The sequence below is a fragment of the Solwaraspora sp. WMMA2056 genome (assembly GCF_030345095.1).
Taxonomy (GTDB): domain Bacteria; phylum Actinomycetota; class Actinomycetes; order Mycobacteriales; family Micromonosporaceae; genus Micromonospora_E.
Map to the genome: position 1 here is coordinate 6,443,425 of NZ_CP128360.1, position 23,170 is coordinate 6,466,594.

The window sequence follows — 23,170 nt, forward strand, 5'->3', positions numbered from 1 at the left end:
CCTTGGTGCCGATTGAGCAAGCCGGGGTTAGCTTTCCCGCATGACCTCTCCAAGCCTGTCTCCGCAGGTGACAGCCGTGGCGGAAGCCGCCGCGGCGGATTCCGACCCGACGATCCACGATCCGCGTCGACGCCGCGCCGTCCTCGTCGCGGTCTGCATCGCACTGATGGCGGTGATCGCTTCCGTCTCCGGGCTGAACGTCGCCCAGCAGGAATTCGCCGTCGCGTTCGGCGCTTCGCAGAGCACCGTCCTGTGGATCATCAACATCTACACGATCACCTTGGCCGCGCTGCTGCTGCCGCTCGGCGCGGTCGGCGACCGGTGGGGCCGCAAGCCCGTACTGCTCGCCGGGCTCCTCCTCTTCGGGACCGCCAGCGCCGCCGCCGGCCTCGCCACCTCGACCGAGATCATGATCACCGCGCGACTGCTCAGCGGCATCGGCGCGGCGATGATCATGCCGATCACCCTGGCCGTGATCACCTCGACCTTCCCGGAGAAGGAACGGTCCCGGGCGATCGGTGTCTGGACCGCCGTCGCCGGCGGCGGCGGCCTGCTCGGGATGTACCTGTCGGCCTTCCTGGTCGACGTGGCGGACTGGCGCTGGTTGTTCGCCCTCCCGGTCGCGCTGGTCGTCGTGGCCGCCGGCATGACCATCCGGTACGTCCCGAACTCCCGCGAGGAGTCGAGTCACCCGTTCGACACCATCGGTTCGCTGTCGTCGGTGCTCGCCGCCGTCGGACTCATCTTCGTCCTGCACGAGGGCCCGGAACACGGCTGGACCGCGCCCGCCACGCTGGTGGGTCTGCTCGTCGGTGTCCTCGGTGCCGTCGTCTTCGTCGCCTGGGAGCTGCGTCGGCGCGCGCCACTGCTCGACGTCCGACTGTTCCGCCACCGGGGGCTGTCCAGCGGCTCGGTGTCGCTGCTCGCGGTGTTCGGCGTGCAGGCCGGCATCTTCGTGGTGCTCTTCCCGTACTTCCAGGCCGTCCTCGGCTGGTCCGGGCTGCGCTCCACGCTGGCGATGATGCCGATGGCCCTGCTGATGATGGTCGCCTCGGGCCTCGCCCCACGGGTGGCCGCGCTGGTCGGTGCCCGCGCCACCATGGCGGCCGGCATCTTCCTCGGCGGCGCGGGTCTGGCCCTGATGGCCAGCTTCGTCTCGGTCGACGGCGGCTACCTGTCGGTGCTGCCCGGCATGCTCGCAATGGGGCTCGGCATGGGCCTGTCGATGACCCCTTCCACCGAGGCGATCACCAGCGCCCTGCCTCGCTCCCGGCAGGGCACCGCGTCCGCGCTCAACGACGTCACGAGAGAGTTCGGTGCCGCGCTCGGTGTCGCGCTGCTCGGGGCGATCGTGTCCGCCGGCTACCGCAACGCCGTCGACCCTCGGCTCGACGAGCTGGCCGTCGACGCGCCCGACGCCGCCCGGGAGGGTATCGCCACGGCTCTCGCCGCCGCCGACGACGCCGGCCCGTACGCCGACGAGCTGGTCCGGGCCGCGCAGCAGTCGTTCGTCGACGGCTGGCAGCAGGCGATGTGGGTGGGCGTCGGGGTGATGGTGCTCCTGTTCGGCTACGTGCTCGCCCGGGGTCCGCAGCGTCGGCCACGAGCCGAGCAGCCGGAACCGTCGCCAGGGGATCCCACGAAGGACGCGGTCGCCGGCTGAACGCGCATTGCGTCAGGTCGTCGTGCTGGTGGTTGGTGCCCGTGGTTCATCTGGGCACCAACCACCAGATTCACCGAACGCTCGAACTCACCCCGTTTCGGTTGCTACACTTGCTGCACATATTTCGACTGCCCTCCCGGAGGTGATCATGACTCTCGCGGTCAGTCCGGTCACGCCTGATCCGCAGTCGGTCGAGGTAGCAGCTGAGGCGCTGCCCCGGGTGCAGGCCTACCTGCGCACCCACGAGGAGGCTGCGGCAACCGTTCGACTCGTGGAGGACGGCGCTGGCGACACACTCGTGGTGCCCCGTGGAGCCATCGAGTTGTTGGCGCGCGTTCTGGCCCACATGGCGAACGGCCACAGTGTCTCGGTCGTCCCGGCTCACGCGGAGCTGACAACTCAGCAGGCAGCCGAGCTGCTCAACGTTTCCCGCCCATATCTGATCGGCCTGCTGGAGGCGGGTGAGATCCAGTTCCGCAAGGTGGGCACCCACCGGCGGGTACTCGCCGGATCGCTGCTGGCGTACAAACACCGGGACGACGCCCGTCGTCGTGCCGCAGCCGATGAGCTGACCCAGCTCGCCCAGGAGATGGACCTCACCTGAGTCAAGACCTTCGTTGTCATCTATGCCGCGAGCGTGTTGTACCCGAGCACGCTACGGGATTTACTGCTGCGAATCGCCCAGTCAGGTCTGGTCGACGCCAAATGGACCGAACAGATTCTTGATGAGGTTCTCGCCGCCCTACGCCGGCAGCGACCAGACCTCGACGACGCCAGACTCGCACGGACACGAAGGTTGATGGGCACTGCCGTCCGGGACTGGAAGATCACCGGCTACGAGCCGCTCGTCGACTCGCTCAAACTGCCCGATCCTGACGACCGTCACGTACTTGCCGCCGCGATCCGGGCGCGGGCTCAACTCACTGTCACCGCCAACCTCCGACACTTCCCCGCCGATGAGCTGACCGGCTGGGACATCGGCCCGAAGTCACCTGACGAGTTCGTTCGCGATCAGATCAGTTTGGACCGCAGCACGGTACACGCCGCAGTGCAGCAGATCGCCGACTCGTGGCGCAACCCGCCTGGGAGCTTTGACGACGTACTTGACCGCCTCGAAAGATCCGGACTCGCGGTCAGCGTCGCCGAGTTGCGCGCTCGGCGGTAGCGGCGAGGAACCGGGGCTCACCAGGTGCGGCCGGTGATCCGTTCGTAGACCTCGACGTAGCGGGCCCGGGTTACCTCGACGATCTCGGCCGGCACCTCCGGGGCCGGTGGGCGCTTGTCCCAGCCGGTGCCGGCGGCCCAGTCCCGCACGTACTGCTTGTCGAAGGAGAACTGGGCGCGGCCCGGCTGGTACGCGTCGGCCGGCCAGAACCGGGAGGAGTCGCTGGTCAGCACCTCGTCGGCGAGGACCAGGGTGCCGTCCGACGCCCAGCCCAGCTCGATCTTGGTGTCGGCGACGATCAGGCCGCGTTCGGCGGCCAGCGTCGCGCCGCGCCGGTAGACGTCCAGGGTGATCTGCCGCAGCCGCTCGGCGGTCTCCGCGCCGACCTGGGTGACGACGTCGGCGTACGTGATGAACTCGTCGTGCTCGCCGACGGACGCCTTGGTCGTCGGAGTGAAGATCGGCTCGGGCAGCTTGGACGCCTCGACCAGGCCGGGGGGCAGCGCGACACCGGAGACCGAGCCGGACTTCTCGTACTCCTTCAGGCCCAGTCCGGTGAGGTAGCCGCGGGCGATGCACTCGATAGGCACCATGTCCAGGCGGCGACAGCGGATGGCCCGGCCGGCGAACTCGGCCGGTACGTCGGTGGCGGAGACGACGTGGTGGGGCACCAGGTCTGCGAGCTGCTCGAACCACCACAGTGACAGCGCGGTGAGCAGTTTGCCCTTGTCCGGGATCGGGGTGGGCAGCACCACGTCGTAGACACTGATCCGGTCGGAGGCGACGAGGATCAGGTCGTCTCCGTCGGCGTACACGTCCCTGACCTTGCCCGAGTGCAGCAGCTCCACGCCGGCAAGTACATCACGACGGCGGGCCGGGACCGCCGGGTGCCCGTCCGCCTCCCGGGCTGACAGGCGGACGGGCTGGCCAGGCTGGGCGGTGCGGAGGTCCTGGCCGGGGCCGCCGCACCGCCGATGATTCCCGGGTTGGCGGCGCGGCGGGGTCGAGGTGCGCCCGGACTACAGTCGGGCGCCGAGGTGGGGTTGGCCGATCGGGTGCAGAAACGGTGACGTGGGGACGGCGCCGTCAGGGCGGCGCGGCCCGGTGATCGTCGCCGGGTCGGTGCTGACCAGCGACGCGTCGGTCCAGGTGCCGCCGATGTTCCACGAGTTGACGCTGCCGGTCGACGAGCCCAGCGACACCGGGGTGGGATTGCTGGCGGCCAGGTTGCCGGTCAGCACCGACGACGACCTGTTGACGGTGAACCCGTTGCGGCCGTTGTTCCAGGCGGTGTTGCGGTCGAAACGGTGCGCGCCCGGGTTGCCGTTGTCGATGAAGCCGTCGACGGCGTTACCGAACGCGATGCTGTTGCGGACGGTGTGCGGCACAGCGTCGGGGATCCCGCCGCCCATCTTGAAGCCGTTGCCGTCGCCGCCGAAGTCGGGAAAGCCCCACCGGTTGACGCCGTTGCCCCAGGCCACCGAGTTCTCGATGAGGATCGGTGACCGGAACATCCAGGCGTCGAAGCCGTCGTCGGCGTTGTTCCACAGCCGGGCGCCCCGCACGACGTTACCGACGCCGGAGCCTTCCTTGATGGCCAGGCCGTCGGCGCTCTCGCCGTTCTTGCGCGGGTCCCGGTTGCCGTACGCGTCGAGGTCGATGACCTGGTTGTACGTGGCGTCGCCCTGGATCTGCAGGCCGGATTCGTAGTTGTCGCGGGTGGTCAGGCGCTGAAACACGTTGTGATGACAGGTGCGGCAGTAGACCCCGTACGGGCCGTTGGCGATCTCCAGGTCGACGAGCCGCCAGTACGAGGCCTGCATGTGGATGGCGCCGCGTTCGATGTTGGGGATGCTGCCGCCCAGTGGTGCCGGGGTGTGCGGCATCTGTTCGCCGTCGATGAGCACGGGTTCAGTGCGGTACCGGGTGAGGGTGATCGGTGCGTCGGCGGTGCCGGAGGTGAGGATCCGGATGTTGGTGGTCGGGGCGTACCGGCCGCCGCGCAGCCGGATGGTGGTGCCGGGGACGGCCAGATCGACAGCACGTTGCACCGTGCGCAGCGGCTGAGCGAGGGTGCCCGGGTTCGCGTCATCGCCGGTGGTCGCGACGATCAACTCACGCCCCGGTCCGGACGTGGGCGGCGCCGTCGTCGGTGGGGCGGTGGTCGGCGGGACCGTCGGTGGCGGGCTCGCCGATGGCGAGGACGTCGGCGGTACGGAGGGCGACGGCGTCGGGGGCGGGCCGGCCCCGACGGTGCTGACGGTGACGTCGTCGAAGGCGGCGGTGGCACGGTCGGTCTGCACGCCGATGCGACCCTGGTCGCGTTGGCTGGTGCCGGTGCCGATCAGGGTGCCGTCGACCCAGCCCCGGACGGTGTCACCGGAGACCTCCAGGGTGAGCGTCGCCCAGGTGCCGGCGGGCACCGGCCGGGTGACGGCGCCGAGGACGGTGACGGTTCCGCTGCGTACGGCCTGCAGTTCGACGCGCCCGTCGAGCAGTGCCAGCCGGTCGAAGCTGGTGGCGCCCGGCGAACGGGCGGCGAGTCCAGCGAATCCGCCGGCCGAGGTCCAGCTCAGCGGCTTGACGCGGGCCTGGACCTGGTAGTCGGTCCAGCTGGACGAGCCGGCGAACATCCGGGCGAGGCCGGCGTCGGTCTTGGACTGTCGAAGGACCCGGGAGCCGTCGGTGACGACCGTCCAGGTGCCACCGGACTTCGACCAGCCGGCGGCGTCGCCGTCGTCGAAGTCGTCGCTGAACAGGGTCGCCGCCCAGGCTCCGGTGATGCCGGTGGCGAGCAGGGCACCGGCGATGAGCAGCACGGTGCCGGTGACCGTGAGTGCGGCGAGGGCGGGGGCGCGGGGCCGGCGACGGCGGCCGGCACGGTCGGGATGGTGCCACATGGCGGTGCCTCCCGGAGGCGGACGGTACGTGGACGGTACGCGGACTGGACACGGAGGAAAGCGCTTTCCGATGCACTGAACGGTACGATGGGGCGGAACGCATGTCAATATTTCGATTTATGACGCGGCAATGACCGTCCGGTCGGACCGTTGACATCCGCCCGGATCGCTTGTGTAAATGATCGGGCCGCCGACCGGCGAACCCGGCCCCGATCAGGAGAAACTCGTGTCACCATTCGCCCGTTCGACACGCGGAGCCCGCACCCGAGCACTCGCTGTCGCACTTGCCCTCGTCGTCGGCGTCACCGCCTGCGGCACCGGCGACAGCGACCAGGACACCACCGAGGACGGGCCGGTCAACCTGTCCATCTTCTGGTGGGGTGCGGAGCGGCGGGCGGAGCTCACCCAACAGGCTCTCGACGTGTACGCCGGCCGCCACCCCGGCGTCACCTTCACCATGACCTGGCAGGGCAACACCGGCTACTACGACAAGCTGTCCAGCCAGGCCGTCGGCGGCAACCCTCCGGACCTGTTCCAGATCGACGACAACTACCTGACCGAGTACGCCGAGCGGGACGTCGTGCTGGACCTCACCCCGTACGTCGACAGCGGCGAACTAGACCTCTCCGACTTCCCGAGCAGTCTGGTCCAGTACGGACAGATCGCCGGCCGTACGGTCGCGGTGGCGGCCGCCGCGAACACCCCGGGCATGGTCTACAACAAGACTTTGCTGGCCGAGCTGGAGGTGGCGGAGCCGACCATCGGGATGAGCTACGAGGAGCTCATCGACTGGGCCAGCGAAATCACCGCGCTCACCGACGGCGAGGTGGCCGGGACGATGGACCCGTCCGGGGACTACAAGGCACTCTGGCTCTGGCTGCGTACCCAGGATCTGGAGCTGTACCAGGGCCGCCGGATGGGTTTCAGCGCCGCCGACCTGACCAGGTGGTTCGCGCTGTGGGAGCAGGCCCGCGCCGCCGACGCCACCCCGGACGCCGCGCTGATCAAGTCGGCGAACAGCGGCGACGTGACCCAGCAACTGGTGGCCACCGGCGACGCGGCCACCTCCTTCATGTGGTCGAACCAGCTGGCCGAACTCCAGAAGCACACCAGCGACGACCTCGGCGTGGTCTCGTACCCGGGTGATCCGAAGGGTCAGTGGGCGCGGGCCTCGATGTACTGGGCGGGGTACCGCGGCACCCGGCACCCCGAGCTGGTGGTGGACGTGATCGACTTCCTGGTCAACGACCCGCAGGCCGGCCGGATCCTCGGCACCGAGCGGGGTCTGAGCTCCAACTTGAAGGTACGTCAGGCCGTGCAGGCGACCCTCGCGGACGAGAAGATGAAGGACTCCCTCGCGTTCGAGCAGCAGATGGCCGAGCGGTTCGGGCCCGCGCCGGTGCCGCCGCCGCCAGGGCACACCAAGGTCCGGGCGTTGCTGATCACCGCCGCCGAGAGTGTGCAGGGTGGCGACGCCACCGGGCAGGAGGCCGCCGGGGAGTTCATCCGCGCGGCCAACGCCGCTCTGACCAACGGCTGAGCAGGCAGCTGAGCAGGCACGCCGGCACCTCCACGACACCCCGCGACGCCCCCACGGCACCGGCACGATGATCAGTGTCGGACACCACCAGGCGAGACAGGCGTAACAGGAAGTTACATTGGTCGACGTCACGGCGTTCGATCCGTACCGTCGGCATGGGAGGTGTCCCCGATGCCGGAGGACTACATCGGCCTGCGGGTCGCGCGGTGGCGCGACATCGCCGGCATGACGCAGCAACAGCTCGCGGCCGCGATCGGCGTGAGCCGCGAGTACGTATCCATGATCGAAAACGGCAAGCGCGCCGTGACCAAACGGTCCATGCTGATCGCGCTCGCCTCCGCCCTCGGCGTATCCACGATGGATCTCACCGCCCAGCCGTACCTGCCCCGGTCCCGCAACGACCTGGCGCTGTGGGCGGCCGTACCGGCGATCCGCAAGGCGATGGACGACGACGAGCCGGCCGTCGCCCGGCCGCCGGCCCAGCTCGCTGCCGAGGCCGACCGGGCGATGCGGGCCCGGATGGCCTGCGACAACCCGACGCTCGGGATTCTCCTACCCCGCCTGATCGCCGAGATCCGGACCACCGCCAACGCCGAGAACGACCCGGCGGCCCTACGGATCGCCGTACAGACGCTGGTCACCGGCTCGCTCGCACTCAAGCCCCAGGGCCATGTCGACCTGGCGATGCGGCTCGCCGAACGCGCCGTCCGGGCGGCCGCGCTCTCCGAGGACCCGGCCTGCGAGGCAGCCGCCGACTTCGCGCTCGCTCAGGCGGTACTCGCCACCGGCCTACGTAAACGCTCCTGGACCCTGGCCCGGACGGCCGCTGACCGGATGCAGGACCACCTGGGTACGGACGAGGGCCGGGCCTGGTACGGCATGTTGCACCTGCACGCCGCGCTCTCTGCGGCCAGCCTCAGCCAGCACGAGATCGCCGAGGAGCACGTCACCGAGGCCGAGGAGGTGGCCCGCCGGACCGCCGGTGACCCGTGGCGGATGGAGTTCACCCCGGCCAACGTCGCGGTGTGGCGGGTCGGCGTGGTGCTGGAGAACGGTGAACCGGGTAAGGCTCCGGAGCTGGCCCGCAAGGTGGACCAGAGCGCGTTACGGACCCCGCAACGGCGGGCCAGACTGCACATGGACGCCGGCCGCGGCTTCCACGCCGCGAAACGCAACGACGAGGCGGTCCGGGCGTTCCTGCGGGCCGAGACGATCGCCCCGCACGAGACTCGCAGCCGGGCCACCGTACGGGAGATCATCGCCCACATCGTGCGCGACTCGTCGCCTCGCGGTGGCTCGGACGAACTGCGCAGCCTCGCCGTCCGGATGGGGATCGATCCACTCTCCCCAGAGGACCACGCAACGTAACCGGTCGTTACACACAATCCACGTCGGAGCTTCTACCGTCATAGGTACGGGGTGCGGCGTCGGGTGTCAGTGGAGAGCCCCCGGCGTCGCACCCCGGCTGTCGTGCCGCGCCCGTACCGTCGGTTCGTCGCGCCCACCGTCGTGAAGGGAGTGAACGTGGTCTCGTACGACGAGTATCTCTTCGCCGTCGCGGCGACACTGGCCCGCCGGCACCGCCCGCAGTGGTCGTGGCGACACTGGCGGCGGACCTGCCGGTGCGGGGCCGAACTACCCTGTCGCGTCCTGCACCGGGTGCCGATCAACCGGGGCCACTGGCCGCGATGACCGACCGGGCAACCGAAATCGTCCGGGTCCACGTGTCCGGTCCCGACGGCTGCTGCCAGGGCTGTCTGGCCTGGTGGGGTCTGCTGGTGCCGTACCCCTGCTGGCAGGCCCGGTGGGCGCTGGAGCTGACCACCGGCCACCGGACGCCGGACCCTGCTGAACCTTCCTCCGACGCGCCGGGTGCCGGTCGCCCGCCCTCCGGTCAGGTCCCGGCCGGCGGGGGGCGACCGGCACCCGCACCGGGACCCTCGCCGGAACCCACGCCGGGGCCGACGGCGACGTCCGCGCCGGCATCCGGCGTGACGACCGACACTGCGTCGGTCCGGGTCCAGCGGTGACCGAGCAGGCCGGCGACGACCACCAGCAGCGCGGCGGCGGTCAACGCCTGCGGCAGGCTCGCCCCGCCGGACCGCTCCGACGCGGCCCCCTCATCGATCGGCGGTGCCGGTGCCAGCACCGCGTTCGTGGCGATCAGCGAGGGAGCGGGGCGCTCGGCGTCGGCCCGGGTGTCCGCCCAGTCGTAGCTGTCGCCGTCGGCGCAGCGCTGCACCGCCGGGAACCAGAACGTCTGCCCGACCGTGCCGGTCAACCGGACCAGTACGGCGAACTCGGCGACGCCGGCCGCGATCTGCTCGTCGCCGATCGGCGGACCCGTCCAGGTGACCTGCCGGGGCGTGACCTCGGCGGTCCAGCCGTCCGGCTGTCCGACGGCGGTGCCGACGATCGCGCCGTCGGGCATCTCGACGGTCAGCTCGGTGGTGTCGGCGTTGGCGCAGCCGTGGTCGAAGGTGAAGGTCAGCGTCGTCGCGCCGGCGCCGTTGGGCGCAGCCCCGGCCAGCTGGGTGTGGGCCAGGGCCGGCGTCGCCACCCCGAGGTTGGCCAGCCCGAGGGCGACCAGACCGAGCGTCGACCCGGCCAGCACTCGCGCCGCCCGGGTGCGGAAGGTACTCACCGGATCTCCACCGGAATCGTCGCGATCGGGCTGTCGAACCGGGAGGTCCGGGCGTTGATCTCGACCTCCCAGGCACCGGGCAGCGGAAAGTCCGCGATCGCCTCGTAGCGACCGGTGCCGACCTGGGACAGCCGGCGGTCCAGCGGACCAAGGTCGTACTCCGGCAGGCTGACGGTGACCGTGGGCAGTGCCACCGGTTCCAGTGGCTGCCCGGCCGCGTCGAACAACGCCACCTCCAGTGCGTTGATCCCGGTGGCCCCCGGGGTGATCCGGATCCGTACCTGGCCGTCGCCGAGTGCCGCCTCGGCGTCGACCGCCAGCTCGGCACCCTCCGCCGAGGTGCCGTCGGCCGAGCTGGTCGGGTCGGTGTCGGCCGGTGGCGCGGTGGGGTCCCGGGTCACCAGTACGCCGGTCACGGCGAGCACCGCGACCAGCAGCACCGCTTCGACCCGTACGGTGCGACGCAGCGCGCCCAGCGCGGCGGCCTCGCTGCCCGGCCGGGTGGTACGGGGCACCAACCGGTACCGGTTCCATGCGGCGATCCCGATCAGCACCGCGACGGCCGCCACCTTGGCCAGCAGCGCCAACCCGTACGCGGTGCCGAACAGGGTCGACCAGGAGCCGACGATCCGCCAGCCGAGCAGCACCCCGGCGACCCCGAGCAGTGCCACCAGCACGGCGGCGACCTGGGAAAAGGCAGCCACCACGGCGGCCCGCTCGGCGGCCGGTGGCGCGTCGGATCCGGAGTCCGGCCTGGCGTCGGACCCGGCGTCGGACCCGGCGTCCGGCCTGGCGTCGGACCCGGCGTCCGGACCGGACGGCGGTGCGGCCCGCCGGGACAGCAGGTGGGCCAGGCCCAGGATGCCGCCGAGCCAGACCGCGGCGGTCGCCAGGTGCAGCAGGTCGCTGCCGAGCACCAGCCAGGCGGGGCCGAAACTGCGGGTGTGTCCGACGATCAGCAACGCGCCGAGGGCCAGGCCGGCCCCGGCGAAGACCGCCGTCGCGACGGCGCGTCGTCGCCCACCGCTGACCCGGGTGAGCAGGTCGGTGCCGGCGAGGACCACGGCCACCCCGATGCCGGCGAGAACGGCGGACAGGCCCAGGTCGGCGCCGTACCCGGTGCGCCAGGCGGCGACGGTGGCCAGCGCGCCCACGTCGGCGGCGTCCTGCCAGGCGGCGGTGACCGGCGGCATCACCACCAGCGCGGCCAGCGCGGCGACACCGAGCAGCTGGATCGTCCGGCGCGGGGCCGGGCGGCCCGGCAGGAACAGCAGCGCGAAGACGGCCAGTCCGGCGCTGCCGAGCACCCCGAGATAGACCACCGCCTCGGTGACGGGCCGCAGCACCTGCAGGGCGGTGTCCGGCGTACTGACCGGGATGACGACGCTGCCGGTGGAGGGTGCGCCGATCGCGAAGCTGAACCCACCGGCCACCGGGTGACTGTCGGCCGAGACGACCCGCCAGCTGACCACGTACGTCCCGTCGGCCATCGCGGCGGGCAGGTCGATGACGACGGAGCGGTCGACGGAGCGGGCGGCGGCGTCCACGGTGGTGCCGGCCGCGTCGAGCACCTGCACCCCGCCGGGGCGCAGGGTGACCGGCTCGTCGAAGGTGAGGGTGACCGTCGACGGCGCCTCGGCGAGCAGCGCGCCGTCGGCCGGGTCGTGGCTGAGCAGGGTGGCATGCGCGGCGGCCGGGCTGGCACCGGCCAGGGCGAGCACCACTCCGAGCAGCATCCCCGGTACGGCCAGGAGACCCGCCCGCCGGGAACGGGACCGTCGCTGTGCCGGACGTGCACCACGCGACGTGCCACGGACCGGCTGCGCCGGTGGGCGCAGCCGGTGACGCGATGGCACAGCTAGGCTGCCTTCCTCGTCCGGTGCAGGGCGAGGGCGCCGGCGATGAACCCGAGCAGGCCGAGGATCAGGCCGATCCAGCCGAGCAGTGAGGTGGGACCGCTGTCAGTGGCGGAGTCCGTGGTGGTGAGCGCGGCCGGAACGGTGTCGTCGCCGTCGGCGGCCGGCGCCTCCTCGGCAGCGGTGATCATGAACCAGGGTGCCGGGTGCTCCAGGTCCTCGCCGTCCTCGCCCTCGGCCGGCACCTGGGCCCACGCCGTCTCGCCCTGCTCGCAGGTCTGGATCGACGGAAAGACCAGGCGCTCACCGGCGGCGTCGGGCAGCTTCAGGGACAGCTCGAAGACGTCCCGGTGCCCTTCGGGCAGTGGGGTCTTGGCGGTGTAGACGATCTCGGCCACCCGCTGGGTCAGTTCGTTGCCGTGGCTGTCGGTCACCGGCGGGTCGAGGTCGGCCATCACCTTCTCCACGGTCCAGCCCTGGTTGATCGTCGGCGTCACCGCGTTGATCAGCTCGGGGATCTGGATGGCGACCTTGGTGGTCGCCGAGCCGTCGCAGCCGTGCGGCACCGACACGGTCAGCACGGTGTAGGAGTCGGCGGTGGTCACCGTCGGGGTGACGGTGACGTGGGCGGCCGCCGGTGCGCCGGCGAGCAGCACCGCGCCGCCGGCGAGGGCGGCGACGGCACCGAGGCGCGCGACATGACGAAGGGTGGGGTGCATTGGACGGGCTACCTCTCAGTGTGCGGACGCCCAGGTGCCGTGGGCGCAAAGGGGCTCGGTGCATTGGTCGGCCGCCCGTACCGGCTGGTTCCCGACAGTTGCCGGGATTTTCGCCAGGGTCGGAGGTCACTGCGGAGCGGGCCGATCGTCCCCGCGACGGGGTGCGCGCCACATCGGCCACATCGACGGGCCGTCAGGCAGCAGGATCGGCTCGGTGGCGACGTAGCCCTGGCGTTGGTAGAGGCCCCGGTTGCGGGGCGTGGTGGCTTCCAGGTACGCCGGTTCGGCCGCCGTGTCCAGGAGCCGGTGCTGGTGACACAGCAGCGCGCTGCCGATACCCCGCCCCTGCAGCCACGGGGTGACCCCGAGGTACGCGAGGTAGTGGTGCGGCGTCTGGGGCCGGTGCCGTTCGAGCAGGGTGTCCAGCGCGGCGACCCGGTGCTGCCAGATCCCGGCGGCGAGCAGCATCCGCCGTTGGTGGACGGTGACCCGGCCGGACGGCACCGGCTGCTCCCGGTGGTACCAGATCGCCACAGCGCTCAGCGGCCCGGCGATGTGCACCGTGGCCCCGGCGTCGAGGGCGTGTTCCAGTTCGAGGGTGAACAGCGTCCGGAACGTGGTGACCCGGGCGTCGATGTCGGTGACGAGCCACTGGGACACCGGTGCGATCAGGAACGCCTCGGTGAGCAGCGTCGCCGCCTGTGGGATGTCGTCGGGTGTGGCGTCGCGGACGGTCGGTGCGGGCATGGTGGCGTTCATCGGGCACACTCCAGACAGGTGAGGCGGATCTCGGATCGCTGATGCGGGTCTCGGATCGCTGATGCGGGGGCCGGTGGAGCCGGTCAGGCGCGGCCGGACATGACCGCGTTGCCTACTGCCGCCCCGGTGTGGCGCAGCAGACCGCGCAGGTCCGGGCGCAGGTTGCCCAGCAGGCCGGCGAGGTGTCGGCGCACCTCGGGTTGGGCGCCGTCGAGCAGGTAGGTGTCCAGGCCGGTCTCGACCGACAGACCGGCGAGGAACAGGTCCGGTTCGGTGAGTGGTTCACCCCGGCGTAGCCGCATCGACAGCCGGGCCCATGGCCAGGCGGCGGTGTTCATGTCCATCGGTACGTAGACGGTGCGGCTGCGCAGCAACCGGCGGCTCTGCTCGGCGCGGACCACTCCGGCGGCGGCGAGGCGCTGCGCGACGTGGGTGGGGGCCCGTTCGGACAGTACGGTCAGCCAGGTCCGCACCGCGGTGTGCTCCGGTTCGTCGAGCAGCAGCCGCAGTGCGGATCGGCCCAGGGCATCGGCCGGCGCGTCCGGGTTGACCACCCAGAGCTGGCCGGCGTCGACCGCCGCCGCTCCTACGGTGACGAGTTCGGCGAGGACCGCACTGGCCAGGCCCAGCCCGACCGCTCGCGGGTGCAGCCGGGCCCGGCCGGTGATGTCGTGGTGGGCGAGCAGGAAGAACTCATCGGCGAGCAGCACCGTCCACCACCTGCTCGCCGGGCAACGCGGCGCACCGGAGGGCGGCGACGCTGACCAGCGCCTGCTGGCACGGCTGGTGGTCGGGGCGGCAGTCCAGATGGTGGCCGTCGACCCAGACCCACTGGCCGTCGTAACTGGCTGCCGAGGTGGTCCGCACCTTGGTGATCAGCAGTTCGAACGGCTCCCCCACCACGGTACCCAGGCCGTAGCGCCACTCGCTGACGGCGAACCGGAGCACGGTTCCTGGCGGCGGATCCGGGACACATGAGATTTCAGCATCATATTTCATTTGAATTTGTCCAGCCCGAATCGTCGATCCCGTGTCGCGGACGGGATCGTCCGGTCGGCTCAGCCGATCCGGATGGAGTGTGATTTCGGCGATGTCTGTCGGGGGAGAGCGCTTGACGGGCAAGGTCACGTGGACCAGATGAATTCCAGTTCATCCACGGCTCCGCCTATCCTGACCTCGGCCAGCACCTCTCGAAACACGCTGGACGGATCAAGCGAGGTTGAGCCGGCGAGGAGCTCCGGGTGGCGCGCTTCGACGGCGTTGAAGACGAGTCGCTCGACGGTGAGCGCGTCGACCGGGCTGAGCCGGCAGCCGCACGGGGCACCGTAGGCCCGACCGTTCAGCCTGGACATCACGATCATTTGCCGTTCGCAAGTTGCACAGTAGAGCAGCCCGGACAGCGGAGATCGCAAACTACCAAGGGACACATTGGGCGCAACGACCCGAACATCATTCAACTCGGCACCGTCAGTGATCTCACGGCGCGCGCCACGGCTTGGGGCCATCGCCAACTCCTCACCCTGGATCACCATCAGGCAGCCACCATCGGCGGATGCAGATCGAGTCTGCCAGGGCACCCACAGTGGTGCAATGCTTAACGCGCCGATGAAACCGCAACGAAAGTTTGAAAACCCGAAATACATGCGGGTTCACCCGCCGATCACCACACCTCTCGCACGGACCGGCATCGATAACCGCCAAACGGCGGACCCGGTTCCGCCGTCCCACCGAGGACGGTCGGCGCTGCGGTGGACACCGACGCGTGCGGACATCGGATAAGCTGCATCTCCCACGCCACGCGCGGGTGATCCCGGTGGCCGGCGGGTTCCCTCCCCGTCACCGTCTCGCCGGCCACCGCCACCCGACCGCGTCCGGCCTTGATCGACAGTGGCACGATCGGCGGCATGGATCATGGGCGCGACGGTCTCGAACTCTCCATCGGGTACCCGACCAGCAAACCGACCAGGCTGGCGATGTTCTCGGTGCTGGGTGCCCTTGCGGTGATGGCGTCCTGCGTCGGTGGTGGGGTCCTCGGCGCGATGGCCGGGGACGGTACGGGCACCATCGCGCCGATGCTCGTCGGTGGCGGGCTCGCCGCCGGCGCGGCGACGGTGATGGGGCTGCCGATCGCCCGCACCGCCCGTACCGGCGCCTGGCTGGCTGGCACCCGGCTAACCGTCCGAGGGCTCGTCAGCCGCACAGTGGACCTGACGGTGGCCGAGTCGGTCACCCTGCGGACCGCACCCGACCCGACCGCCACCGCAGCGGACGCCACCGGGACGGACGCCACCGGGACGGACGCCACCGCAGCGGACGCCACCGCAGCGGACGCCACCGCAGCGGACGCCACCGCACGGGACAGCGCGACACCGGCGTCGGCTGAGCCAGCGGGAACCGGCACCGCTGCGGCGGGCCCGAGCCGTTCCGCGCCGTCGCGACGGCGGTCGGCCGCACCTGGGCGACGCTCCGCGCCGGTAGCTCCGCGCACTCCCACGATCACCGTCGTCGGACCGGACGGCACCGTGACACTGCCGCTGCGCAGCCGCGACGGCACCATGCTGCCGGGTGCCGAGATGGTCGCCCTGGCCCGGGCGTTTTCCGCTGCGTCCTGCCCCGGGGCGCACGAGGCGGTGCACTGGCTGCACACGATGGGCTCGGAGCCGCGTACCGCCGGGGTCGGGCTCTGAGCACGGCGAGGGTGACCGGTCAACGGACCGGTCACCCTCGGGTCGGTACGCGCTACGGCGTCACGGGCAGGGTTGCCAGGCGAGGTGGTACATGGTCTCGATGCTGCCGTCGGTCGAGTCCATCGTCAGGAAGCTGGTCCCCGACGACGAGCCCCGGCTCAGCCGCAGTTCGGTGTTGATGTTGAGGTTGCGCTTCTCACCGCAGGGGTGCCAGACCACCGAGGCGATCGGGACCTCGTCGGTGACCATCCAGTTGTCGTCCAGCGGTGCGGCGATCGGGTGGTTGCTGAACGTGCTCTGGGTCATGCCCTGGAAGTAGTAGTTGGCCCGTTGCGACGCGACAGCGCCCCGGTTGAGCAGGCCGTACCCTCGGTAATCCACCTTGACGATGGCGAAGGTGTAGCCGGCCGGGGCGTGGACCAGCACGTTGAGCTGGCAGTTGCGGCGTCCGTCGGTGACGGAGATGCCGGGTCCGGCCTGGACCAGGTAGTCGCTGTAGATCGTGGTGAAGGCGGTGTTGTCCGGCGATACCGCCACATCAGCGGTGCCCGGCCGGCAGCCGGAACCGGCCATCGCGACCAGGTCGATGACGACCTGGTCGGGGGGCGGGTTGTCCATGACACCCCGGGCGGACGCGGGCGCCCCCACGACCAGTGACGAGGCGAGTAGTGCAAGCACCACACCGCCACGCGTCAGCAGTTTACGCATGAAACCTCCTCCGATGCAGGAAACGGCGCTACATGCCGGACAAGCTACTGATGGGCATAGATGTATGTCAACACAAATTTGGCAAAGGAGATCGGCTGATAAATTGCGGGAGTTCGACGGGTTACGGCACCTTCGAGCACCGCAAGAAAAACGGTCAGATAGTTGCAAAACACTACAGAACAGGCCAGCAGCCGACCGAGAGCATTCGGTCACCAGACCAACATCCGACATGATCCTGACCGAACAGATTCCCAGGTCAGAGGCCAGCCAAGATTAATCGGATATCGACTTATGCTGATGCTTGCGCGGCTCCCATGGCATCGCTACCATCTTGCGCAGAACACCCCCGGACAAGGTCCCAACAATCAATTCTTGATCCACAGTACGGTCTGCGAGCGGCACCCGCCAGCTCGGCGACGAAGCACGTGCGCATCCTCGAACACCAATTGCAACCGAGAGGAACGGAATGAAGAAAGTCCTCGTCGGCACGAGACACGGGTTCCTCGCCGCGCTCGGCGCGGCTCTCGCGCTGTCCCTGGCCACGCCGGCCCACGCGGCACCCGTCACGACCCCCCACACGCCGGACAGCGACATCACCGTCGAGGTGCTGGCCGCCAACGGCTCCGGCTGCGCCCCAGGGACCGCCGTCGTCGTCGCCAACCCTGACAAGTCCGGGTTCCGGATCCGCTACTTCGACTTCGTCGCCAGCGCCGGACGGGGCGTCGACACGACCGCCAGCCGGAAGAACTGCCAGCTGGGTGTCCTGGTCAAGGTGCCGGCCGGCTGGACCTTCGCTGTCGCCACCGCCGACTACCGGGGTCGCGCCCGGATCCCCGCCGGCGCGACCGGCCGCCAGCGCACCCACTACTACTGGCAGGGCTCGTCGGAGAGCAGCCGCACCGAGGCGACGTTCGGTGGTCCGTACAACAGCTACTGGTCCGCCGAGGACGTCGCCCCGGTGCTCTACTACCTGCCCTGTGGCCAGCAGCGGGTACTCAACATCAACACCGAGCTGCGGGTCGAGGCCGGCACCGCCACCACGGTCGCCAGCATGTCGATGACGACCACCGAGGGTGACGTCGACACCCTGTTCAACCTCAAATGGGAGCGGTGCTGAACCGCAGGCCGACCAGACACTGACACCGTCGACCGATCGGCATGACATGCGCGACGGGCGCGGGCGGGACACCTGCCCGCGCCCGTCGCATGTCGGTCAGCCCGGCACCGCCCGCAACGACGGAGACCACCCATCGCGATACCTGATCGGTGCCGCACCGTCGCGCGCCAGGCGGCGCTCGTCGTGCCAACCGCCCGGCACCGGGTCGGTACGGAGCACCACCGGCCGGTCGACGAGCACACAGGTCCGCTCCCCCGGCCACCACCAGCCGGCCTGACGGGCCAGCGTCGCCCACTCGTCGAGCTGCGCCTCGTCGGCCCGGCGGTAGTGGGCCAGGCCGAGCCGACGCAGCGCGTCGTAGTACGCGACCCAGTACGCGTCCTGCTGCCCGTACCAGGCACTGGGCACCGGCCGACCCGAGGCCGCGAGTGCCGCGCGGACCGGCAGGACGAAGCCGTCGACGAGACTGACCCGCAACGCCGCACAGATTCCCTGGCGCAGCACGACCCGCAGCGGGACACCTGCGGCGAACGCCTCGGCCGGCGGCAGCACCGGCCAGCGGGTCCCCGGCGGGTCCGCACCGCCGGCATCGGCCCGTCGGTCGGCCGACCGACGACCGCCGCCCCGGCCGCCCGACCGGCCACGCGACTGCGGTGGCGGAGTCAGATCAGGATGGCCGGCACCGTCGTCCAGCGCGGTGCGCAGCCGGGACCACCCTGCGACGAGGTCGCTGACCAGCGGCGGTACGCCCGGCGGCGGTCGACCGGTGACCCAGCGGTGCAGCATGTCGTGTGTGGGCAGTCCAGCCACCAGTGACAACGCCTCGTGTGGTGAGTCGACCCAGCGGAATCGGGGGCGCTGACGGCGGTGCCGGGCGTAGAGGCGGGCCACGATGTCCTCTGTGGCGGGCCGGTCGGCCGGCGCGGTGTCGAGCCCGTGGTCGAGCCACTCGCGCCGGATCGGTTCGGCCGCCCACCACCGGGCGAGAGCCCGCTCGGCGTAGCCGGCAGAGGTGGTGGAGGTGGTGGAGCCGACAGAGATGGTGGAGATGGTGCCGGCGGCGTCACGCCGCGTCGGCGCGGTCATCGCGCGAGGGCGAAACCGCCCTTCCAGTGGGAAGAAATCATGTCGGCAATGGTGACGTATCGCGATCCCGCGCGCAACCAGGCACCCCGCGCAACCAGGCACCCGTGCCGGCCACCCGACCGGTGGCATCCGGCGAGTCGGTCACCGCGTACCGCTGACCAGCCGATCCCTGGCTGCGGGCCCGGCCGGTAGCGTGGCCGAGCGTTGGCGTTGCCGCAGGTGAACGAGGGTCGTGGCGGAAAGCTCCGGGTCCACGCGTCGTTGGCTACTACCCGGTGCGGCCGTCGCCGCCGCGCTGGCCACCGTCGGAGGGTGGTGGCTGTGGCAGAGCCTCGACGACGCGTCGACGACCGCGACCGGCACCGGCACCGGCACCGGCACCGGCGATGGTCCGGCCGTGACAGCGACGACCGAGGTACCGCAGTCCGGCGCGGCACCGGCCTGTCCGCCCGTCGAGCAGGCCGTCGCGGTCGACGCCGGCGCCACGGTCACCGCCTCCCTGACGTTCGACTCGACGCTCGCCGCCGGTGAGCACGTCGCGGTCGCCCTGTCACCGGCCGACGTCGAGCCCGGGCAGCCGCAGCAGACCCGGCTGCTCGTGCTCGGCTGCACCGCCGACAGGTGGGAACAGGTCTTCGTCACAGCGCTGGACACCACCGCGTGCGAGATACTGCTGACACCGGTCACGGTGCGCGGTGGCGGGGAGCAGGATCTGGTGTTCGGTCGCCGCTGCGGCAGCGGCGGGTTCCTGGACTTCGACGTACTCGGGTTCACCGGCCCGGCGACCTTCGGCGTCCTGCACTCCGAGACCGGCCTCGCGGCCGGGCAGGTGACCCAGGACGGTGGCCGCCTGCTCGTCGCCACCGGCACCCAGGAGAGGACCCTGACATGGCGCGACGGGAAATTCCAATGAGGAGGAAACGCTGATGCGCCGTACCAGGAACCGGGTCGTCATCGGATCGGCCGTCGTGCTCGCCCCTCCTCGTCGTCGGCACGGTCTGGCTGTGGAACCGGCCGGATCCGACGCCGCCGGGCGGGTCTGCGGCGCCGACCGGGGGCATCGACGGGGCGACCGAACCGACGGCGGGCGGCGACGCCGGCCCGGCGGACGAGGAGCTGCTGATCACACCGGAGGGGATCGGTCCGCTGCGCCTCGGCGCCAGTGTCGCCGAGCTGGCCGGCGACGGCAGCCTCGGCACCGAGCCCGGCGAGGCCTGCCCGGACCGGCTGGTCGGCACCGCGCAACTGGCCGGGGTGGTGGTGCACACCGCTGTGGACGGCACCGCCGCGATGATCCTCGTCCAGGACCGTCCGCTGTCCACCGCCGACGGTATCGGCGTCGGGAGCACCGCGGCGGCGCTGCGCCAGGCGTACGGGGTGCGGCTTGTCCGGCACACCGCCGCCAACAACCCGTACGCGGAGAACTACGTGGTCAGCGACAGTGCGTCGGGGATCGGTTTCACCGTGTCCCAGGACGCGTTCGGCAAGATCCTGGTCGCGCCCACCGACGTGCTACGGGCCGTGTTCGACGCCGGCGAGTTCCACTGCTGACCCTGCCGACCCCGCGCGTGCCCGGCTGACCGACCGGTGTCACGCCGGCCGGTTGTCACGCCGGCCGGTTGTCACGCCAGGCGGTTGTCACGCCAGGCGGTAGAACTCGCGGGGGTCGGTGGCGAGCGACGCCTTGACCGCACCGGCCGCCGCATCGGCGAGGATCTCCCACTGGCCGGCCTCCAGTCCGTCGAGGGCTGCCTTCGCGATCACCGCCGGGTCGCTTTTCGGTACGTCGTACCCAGCCATCATGTCGGTGTCGACGGCGGCCATCAGCAGTCCGGTGACCTGGGTCCGCTGCGCGGCCAGCTCCAGCCGGACGGCGTTGGTGAGGTTCCACTGGGCCGCCTTCGCCGCCGCGTAGCCGCCGGCACCCGGGTAGGCGCTCCAAGACAGTGCCGACAGCACGTTCAGGATCGCGCCGCCGGCCAGTTGAGGGGCGAAGGCCCGGATCATGGCGAGGGTGCCCCAGAAGTGGGTGTCCATCTCCCGGCGGACCAGGTCGAGGTCGCCGCCGACGAGGTCCGCACCGGTGGAGATCCCAGCGTTGTTGATCAGCAAATTGACGTCCCCGGCGGCCTGCGCGGCGGCGGCCACCGAGTCGGGGTCGGTGATGTCCAGCCGCAGCACCCGCACGCCGGGCAGGTCGACGGACTCGGGGCGACGGGCAGTGGCGTACACCGTTGCGGCGCCGCGTTCGAGCAGCTGGGCGGCGAAATGTCGACCGATACCACGGTTCGCCCCGGTGACCAGGGCGGTTGCTCCAGAGATCTGCATGCCGGCTACGCTAAAACCTGACGTTGACGTCAGAGGCAAAGGATTGTGAGGCAGACCACTGTGCGGATCGGCGAGCTGGCTGAGCGGGCCGGGGTGAGCACGCGGGCGTTGCGCTACTACGAGGAGCAGGGCCTGCTGGTCGCGCAGCGCAGTCCGGCAGGTCAGCGCCACTATCCGGAGTCGGCCGTCGAGCGGGTCCGGCTCATCCAGCGGCTGTACGCGGCGGCCCTGTCCAGCCGTACCATCGCCGACCTGATGCCCTGCGTCGACGCCAAGGTCAACACGCCGCAGTCGCGGGCCCGGCTGGCCGCCGAACGCGACCGCATCGACGCGCGGATCGCCGAGCTGACCGCGGCCCGACGCCGGCTCGACGAGGTGATCGCCGCCGCCGCGCACCCGGCCAGCGGCTGTGTCTACCAGCCGGGGCCAGCGGACTGAACCGGCCGACGGCCGACCGGGCCGCCGGTGGCCTACCGTTTGCGGCGCTTGGCCCGCCAGCCCAGTCCGGCGACGACGAGCAGCAGGACCAGCACCCCGACCAGGGTCACCGGGCCCGCCCGGTCGAGCAGGTCGGCCAGCGACCGCTGGACCACCGCAGCGCCGTCGATGACCGGATCGCCGGGGTCGGCACCGTCCAGCACCCGGATCTCGTACCAGCCGTACCAGGCGACGTAGCCGCCGGCGGCGACGAGCAGCGCCCCACCGACGCGCGACAGCAGCGGGCCGGCGCGGCGCAGCCGGCGCAGCAGTCCGTCGCGGGCCAGCGCCACGGCGACGGCGGCGACCGCGACGGTCAGGCCCATCCCCGCGGCGTAGGTGACGAACAGCGCCACGCCGGAGGTGACCGACCCGGCCCGCAGGCTGGTCACCACGATCGCCAGGAACGGCGCGATCGTGCAGGACAGCGAGGCCCCCGCGTACGCCATCCCGAACACCACCATGGACAGTGTGGACGTGCCGCTGCCCGGGGCCCGCGACACGACGGCGCCGAGACCGGGCAGCTGCCGACCGAGCAGCACCATGACGCCCAGCACGACGAGCAGTACGCCCATGGCGATGGTCAGCCAGGGCAGCTGCCGCTGCACCGCGCCGGCCACCGGGGCCACGACCAGACCGAACACGCCGAAGACGGCGACGAACCCGATGGTCATCGCGGCGGTCGCGGCCAGGGCCCGACCGATGGCGGCGTCCCGGCCGGAGCCGGCCCGGCCGTCACCGACGACGAGAAACGACAGGTACGCCGGCAGCAGCGCGAACCCGCACGGGTTGACCGCCGCGAGCATCCCCGCCGCCAGAGCCAGGGCCAGCGGCGCGTCGGTCACTCAGTCCGCCAGCAGTCGGTCGAGGGTGCCCGGCAGTTCGTCGACGTCGACATGCCCCCGGTCGACGACCTCACCGGCGGCGTCGAGGACCACGAAGGTGCTCTGCGCGGTGATGCCGAACTTCTTCCACACGACGCCCTGCTCGTCGGAGAGCTGCGCGAACCCGGCCAGCTTCGCCAGCGCGACGAAGTCGCGCATCGCCGGTTCGCCGTCGAGTCCGGCGACGCCGAGCACGGTGGCGCGGTCGCCGTAGTCGGCGGCGAGGGCGTTCACCCGGTCGGCCTGACCGAGGCAGGTGGTGCACCAGGGTGCCCAGAACCACAGGACCGCCGGCTTGCCGGCCAGGCTGCGTCCGTCGAACGTGGCCCCGTCGAGGGTCCGCGCGGTGAAGTCGTGGCTCTCGGCGGCCGGCTGGTCCGAGGTGGCCGGCTCCTGCGACGTCGTCGGGTCGTCCGCCGTACCGCCGGCGGCGGGGGCGGCAGCCGGCGACGGGTCGTCCGGACCTGCCGGGGCGTCGCCGGCCGCGTCGCCGCAGCCGGCCAGCGTCAGCGCGCCGGCGGCGACGAGGGCGGCGATCCGGTGCCGTACGTCCATCCGTGCCTCCTGGGCAGATAGGGGCTGCGACTGACATCCTCCCCGACCCTGGGCACGGCACGGTAGTCCGGTCCGGTCCCGT

General features: G+C 71.2%; 25 protein-coding genes. 11 read left to right on the top strand and 14 right to left on the bottom strand.

The window, feature by feature from the left end; translation table 11 throughout:
* The first annotated feature begins 76 nt into the window (after positions 1-76).
* From O7608_RS29275 to O7608_RS29285, 3 genes are all read left to right on the top strand, one after another.
* Entirely contained in the window at positions 77-1,663 is a 1,587-nt protein-coding gene (locus tag O7608_RS29275; protein WP_289207616.1) for an MFS transporter, read from the top strand.
* 148 nt (positions 1,664-1,811) lie between these two features.
* Complete coding sequence (locus tag O7608_RS29280; protein ID WP_289207617.1) at positions 1,812-2,267, top strand: helix-turn-helix domain-containing protein; 456 nt, start codon at positions 1,812-1,814, stop codon at positions 2,265-2,267.
* Between the two features lie 33 nt (positions 2,268-2,300).
* Positions 2,301-2,828 (top strand): PIN domain-containing protein, encoded by a 528-nt coding sequence (locus tag O7608_RS29285; protein WP_289207618.1) that lies wholly within the window; start codon positions 2,301-2,303, stop codon positions 2,826-2,828.
* Positions 2,829-2,845: 17 nt separating this feature from the next.
* Here the strand turns inward: O7608_RS29285 and O7608_RS29290 are convergent, their stop codons facing one another.
* Both O7608_RS29290 and O7608_RS29295 read right to left on the bottom strand, forming a co-directional pair.
* The gene (locus tag O7608_RS29290) at positions 2,846-3,676 is read right to left on the bottom strand and encodes a phosphoribosylaminoimidazolesuccinocarboxamide synthase (protein ID WP_289207619.1); all 831 of its coding nucleotides are present in this window, start codon (positions 3,674-3,676) and stop codon (positions 2,846-2,848) included.
* A 171-nt stretch (positions 3,677-3,847) separates the two neighbouring features.
* Positions 3,848-5,728, bottom strand: coding sequence for a right-handed parallel beta-helix repeat-containing protein (locus O7608_RS29295; RefSeq protein ID WP_289207620.1), 1,881 nt, complete (start codon positions 5,726-5,728; stop codon positions 3,848-3,850).
* 226 nt (positions 5,729-5,954) lie between these two features.
* On the opposite strand from O7608_RS29295, the gene O7608_RS29300 reads away from it, so the two are divergent.
* The 3 genes from O7608_RS29300 to O7608_RS29310 all read left to right on the top strand — a co-directional run bounded on the left by O7608_RS29300 (position 5,955) and on the right by O7608_RS29310 (position 8,960).
* Complete coding sequence (locus O7608_RS29300) at positions 5,955-7,268, top strand: ABC transporter substrate-binding protein (RefSeq protein WP_289207621.1); 1,314 nt, start codon at positions 5,955-5,957, stop codon at positions 7,266-7,268.
* A 171-nt stretch (positions 7,269-7,439) separates the two neighbouring features.
* Positions 7,440-8,636: a helix-turn-helix domain-containing protein gene (locus O7608_RS29305; RefSeq protein WP_289207622.1), complete on the top strand. Its 1,197-nt coding sequence runs from the start codon at positions 7,440-7,442 to the stop codon at positions 8,634-8,636.
* Between the two features lie 102 nt (positions 8,637-8,738).
* A complete protein-coding gene (locus O7608_RS29310; protein ID WP_289207623.1) occupies positions 8,739-8,960 on the top strand; it encodes a hypothetical protein in 222 nt (73 codons plus the stop codon).
* A gap of 202 nt (positions 8,961-9,162) precedes the next feature.
* Here O7608_RS29310 and O7608_RS29315 read toward each other — a convergent pair whose 3' ends face one another.
* The 7 genes from O7608_RS29315 to O7608_RS29345 form a co-directional block, all read right to left on the bottom strand.
* On the bottom strand, positions 9,163-9,912 hold the full coding sequence (locus tag O7608_RS29315; RefSeq protein ID WP_289207624.1) for a DUF1775 domain-containing protein: 750 nt from the start codon (positions 9,910-9,912) through the stop codon (positions 9,163-9,165).
* Positions 9,909-11,768, bottom strand: a complete 1,860-nt coding sequence (locus tag O7608_RS29320; protein WP_289207625.1) for a copper resistance CopC/CopD family protein — start codon at positions 11,766-11,768, stop codon at positions 9,909-9,911. Before O7608_RS29320 ends, O7608_RS29315 begins: the two co-directional genes overlap by 4 nt.
* Positions 11,769-11,770: 2 nt before the next feature.
* Entirely contained in the window at positions 11,771-12,487 is a 717-nt protein-coding gene (locus O7608_RS29325) for a YcnI family copper-binding membrane protein (RefSeq protein WP_289207626.1), read from the bottom strand.
* A gap of 126 nt (positions 12,488-12,613) precedes the next feature.
* Positions 12,614-13,246: a GNAT family N-acetyltransferase gene (locus O7608_RS29330; protein WP_289207627.1), complete on the bottom strand. Its 633-nt coding sequence runs from the start codon at positions 13,244-13,246 to the stop codon at positions 12,614-12,616.
* An 83-nt stretch (positions 13,247-13,329) separates the two neighbouring features.
* The gene (locus O7608_RS29335) at positions 13,330-13,956 is read right to left on the bottom strand and encodes a GOLPH3/VPS74 family protein (RefSeq protein WP_289207628.1); all 627 of its coding nucleotides are present in this window, start codon (positions 13,954-13,956) and stop codon (positions 13,330-13,332) included.
* On the bottom strand, positions 13,940-14,194 hold the full coding sequence (locus O7608_RS29340) for a hypothetical protein (protein WP_289207629.1): 255 nt from the start codon (positions 14,192-14,194) through the stop codon (positions 13,940-13,942). The genes O7608_RS29335 and O7608_RS29340 overlap by 17 nt, the downstream gene beginning before the upstream one ends.
* A 176-nt stretch (positions 14,195-14,370) precedes the next feature.
* Complete coding sequence (locus O7608_RS29345) at positions 14,371-14,889, bottom strand: recombinase zinc ribbon domain-containing protein (protein WP_289207630.1); 519 nt, start codon at positions 14,887-14,889, stop codon at positions 14,371-14,373.
* A gap of 261 nt (positions 14,890-15,150) precedes the next feature.
* Here O7608_RS29345 and O7608_RS29350 point away from each other — a divergent pair, with 261 nt between their 5' ends.
* Positions 15,151-15,933 carry a hypothetical protein gene (locus O7608_RS29350; protein ID WP_289207631.1) on the top strand — a complete coding sequence of 261 codons (783 nt, stop codon included), beginning with the start codon at positions 15,151-15,153 and terminating at the stop codon, positions 15,931-15,933.
* A gap of 60 nt (positions 15,934-15,993) precedes the next feature.
* Here O7608_RS29350 and O7608_RS29355 read toward each other — a convergent pair whose 3' ends face one another.
* Positions 15,994-16,641, bottom strand: a complete 648-nt coding sequence (locus O7608_RS29355) for a DUF4360 domain-containing protein (RefSeq protein WP_289207632.1) — start codon at positions 16,639-16,641, stop codon at positions 15,994-15,996.
* Positions 16,642-17,107: 466 nt separating this feature from the next.
* Here O7608_RS29355 and O7608_RS29360 point away from each other — a divergent pair, with 466 nt between their 5' ends.
* Entirely contained in the window at positions 17,108-17,758 is a 651-nt protein-coding gene (locus O7608_RS29360) for a DUF4360 domain-containing protein (RefSeq protein WP_289207633.1), read from the top strand.
* Between the two features lie 96 nt (positions 17,759-17,854).
* Here O7608_RS29360 and O7608_RS29365 read toward each other — a convergent pair whose 3' ends face one another.
* Positions 17,855-18,844, bottom strand: a complete 990-nt coding sequence (locus O7608_RS29365; RefSeq protein WP_289207634.1) for a DUF6745 domain-containing protein — start codon at positions 18,842-18,844, stop codon at positions 17,855-17,857.
* Positions 18,845-19,076: 232 nt separating this feature from the next.
* Here O7608_RS29365 and O7608_RS29370 point away from each other — a divergent pair, with 232 nt between their 5' ends.
* On the top strand, positions 19,077-19,757 hold the full coding sequence (locus tag O7608_RS29370) for a hypothetical protein (protein ID WP_289207635.1): 681 nt from the start codon (positions 19,077-19,079) through the stop codon (positions 19,755-19,757).
* Between the two features lie 347 nt (positions 19,758-20,104).
* The gene (locus O7608_RS29375; protein ID WP_289207636.1) at positions 20,105-20,395 is read left to right on the top strand and encodes a hypothetical protein; all 291 of its coding nucleotides are present in this window, start codon (positions 20,105-20,107) and stop codon (positions 20,393-20,395) included.
* Positions 20,396-20,482: 87 nt separating this feature from the next.
* Here O7608_RS29375 and O7608_RS29380 read toward each other — a convergent pair whose 3' ends face one another.
* Positions 20,483-21,172, bottom strand: coding sequence for an SDR family oxidoreductase (locus O7608_RS29380; protein ID WP_289207637.1), 690 nt, complete (start codon positions 21,170-21,172; stop codon positions 20,483-20,485).
* A 60-nt stretch (positions 21,173-21,232) separates the two neighbouring features.
* On the opposite strand from O7608_RS29380, the gene O7608_RS29385 reads away from it, so the two are divergent.
* The gene (locus O7608_RS29385) at positions 21,233-21,610 is read left to right on the top strand and encodes a MerR family transcriptional regulator (RefSeq protein WP_289211091.1); all 378 of its coding nucleotides are present in this window, start codon (positions 21,233-21,235) and stop codon (positions 21,608-21,610) included.
* 32 nt (positions 21,611-21,642) lie between these two features.
* Here O7608_RS29385 and O7608_RS29390 read toward each other — a convergent pair whose 3' ends face one another.
* Together O7608_RS29390 and O7608_RS29395 are read right to left on the bottom strand one after the other, a co-directional pair.
* The gene (locus tag O7608_RS29390; RefSeq protein ID WP_289207638.1) at positions 21,643-22,494 is read right to left on the bottom strand and encodes a cytochrome c biogenesis CcdA family protein; all 852 of its coding nucleotides are present in this window, start codon (positions 22,492-22,494) and stop codon (positions 21,643-21,645) included.
* Entirely contained in the window at positions 22,495-23,088 is a 594-nt protein-coding gene (locus tag O7608_RS29395; protein ID WP_289207639.1) for a redoxin domain-containing protein, read from the bottom strand.
* Between the last annotated feature and the right edge of the window lie 82 nt (positions 23,089-23,170).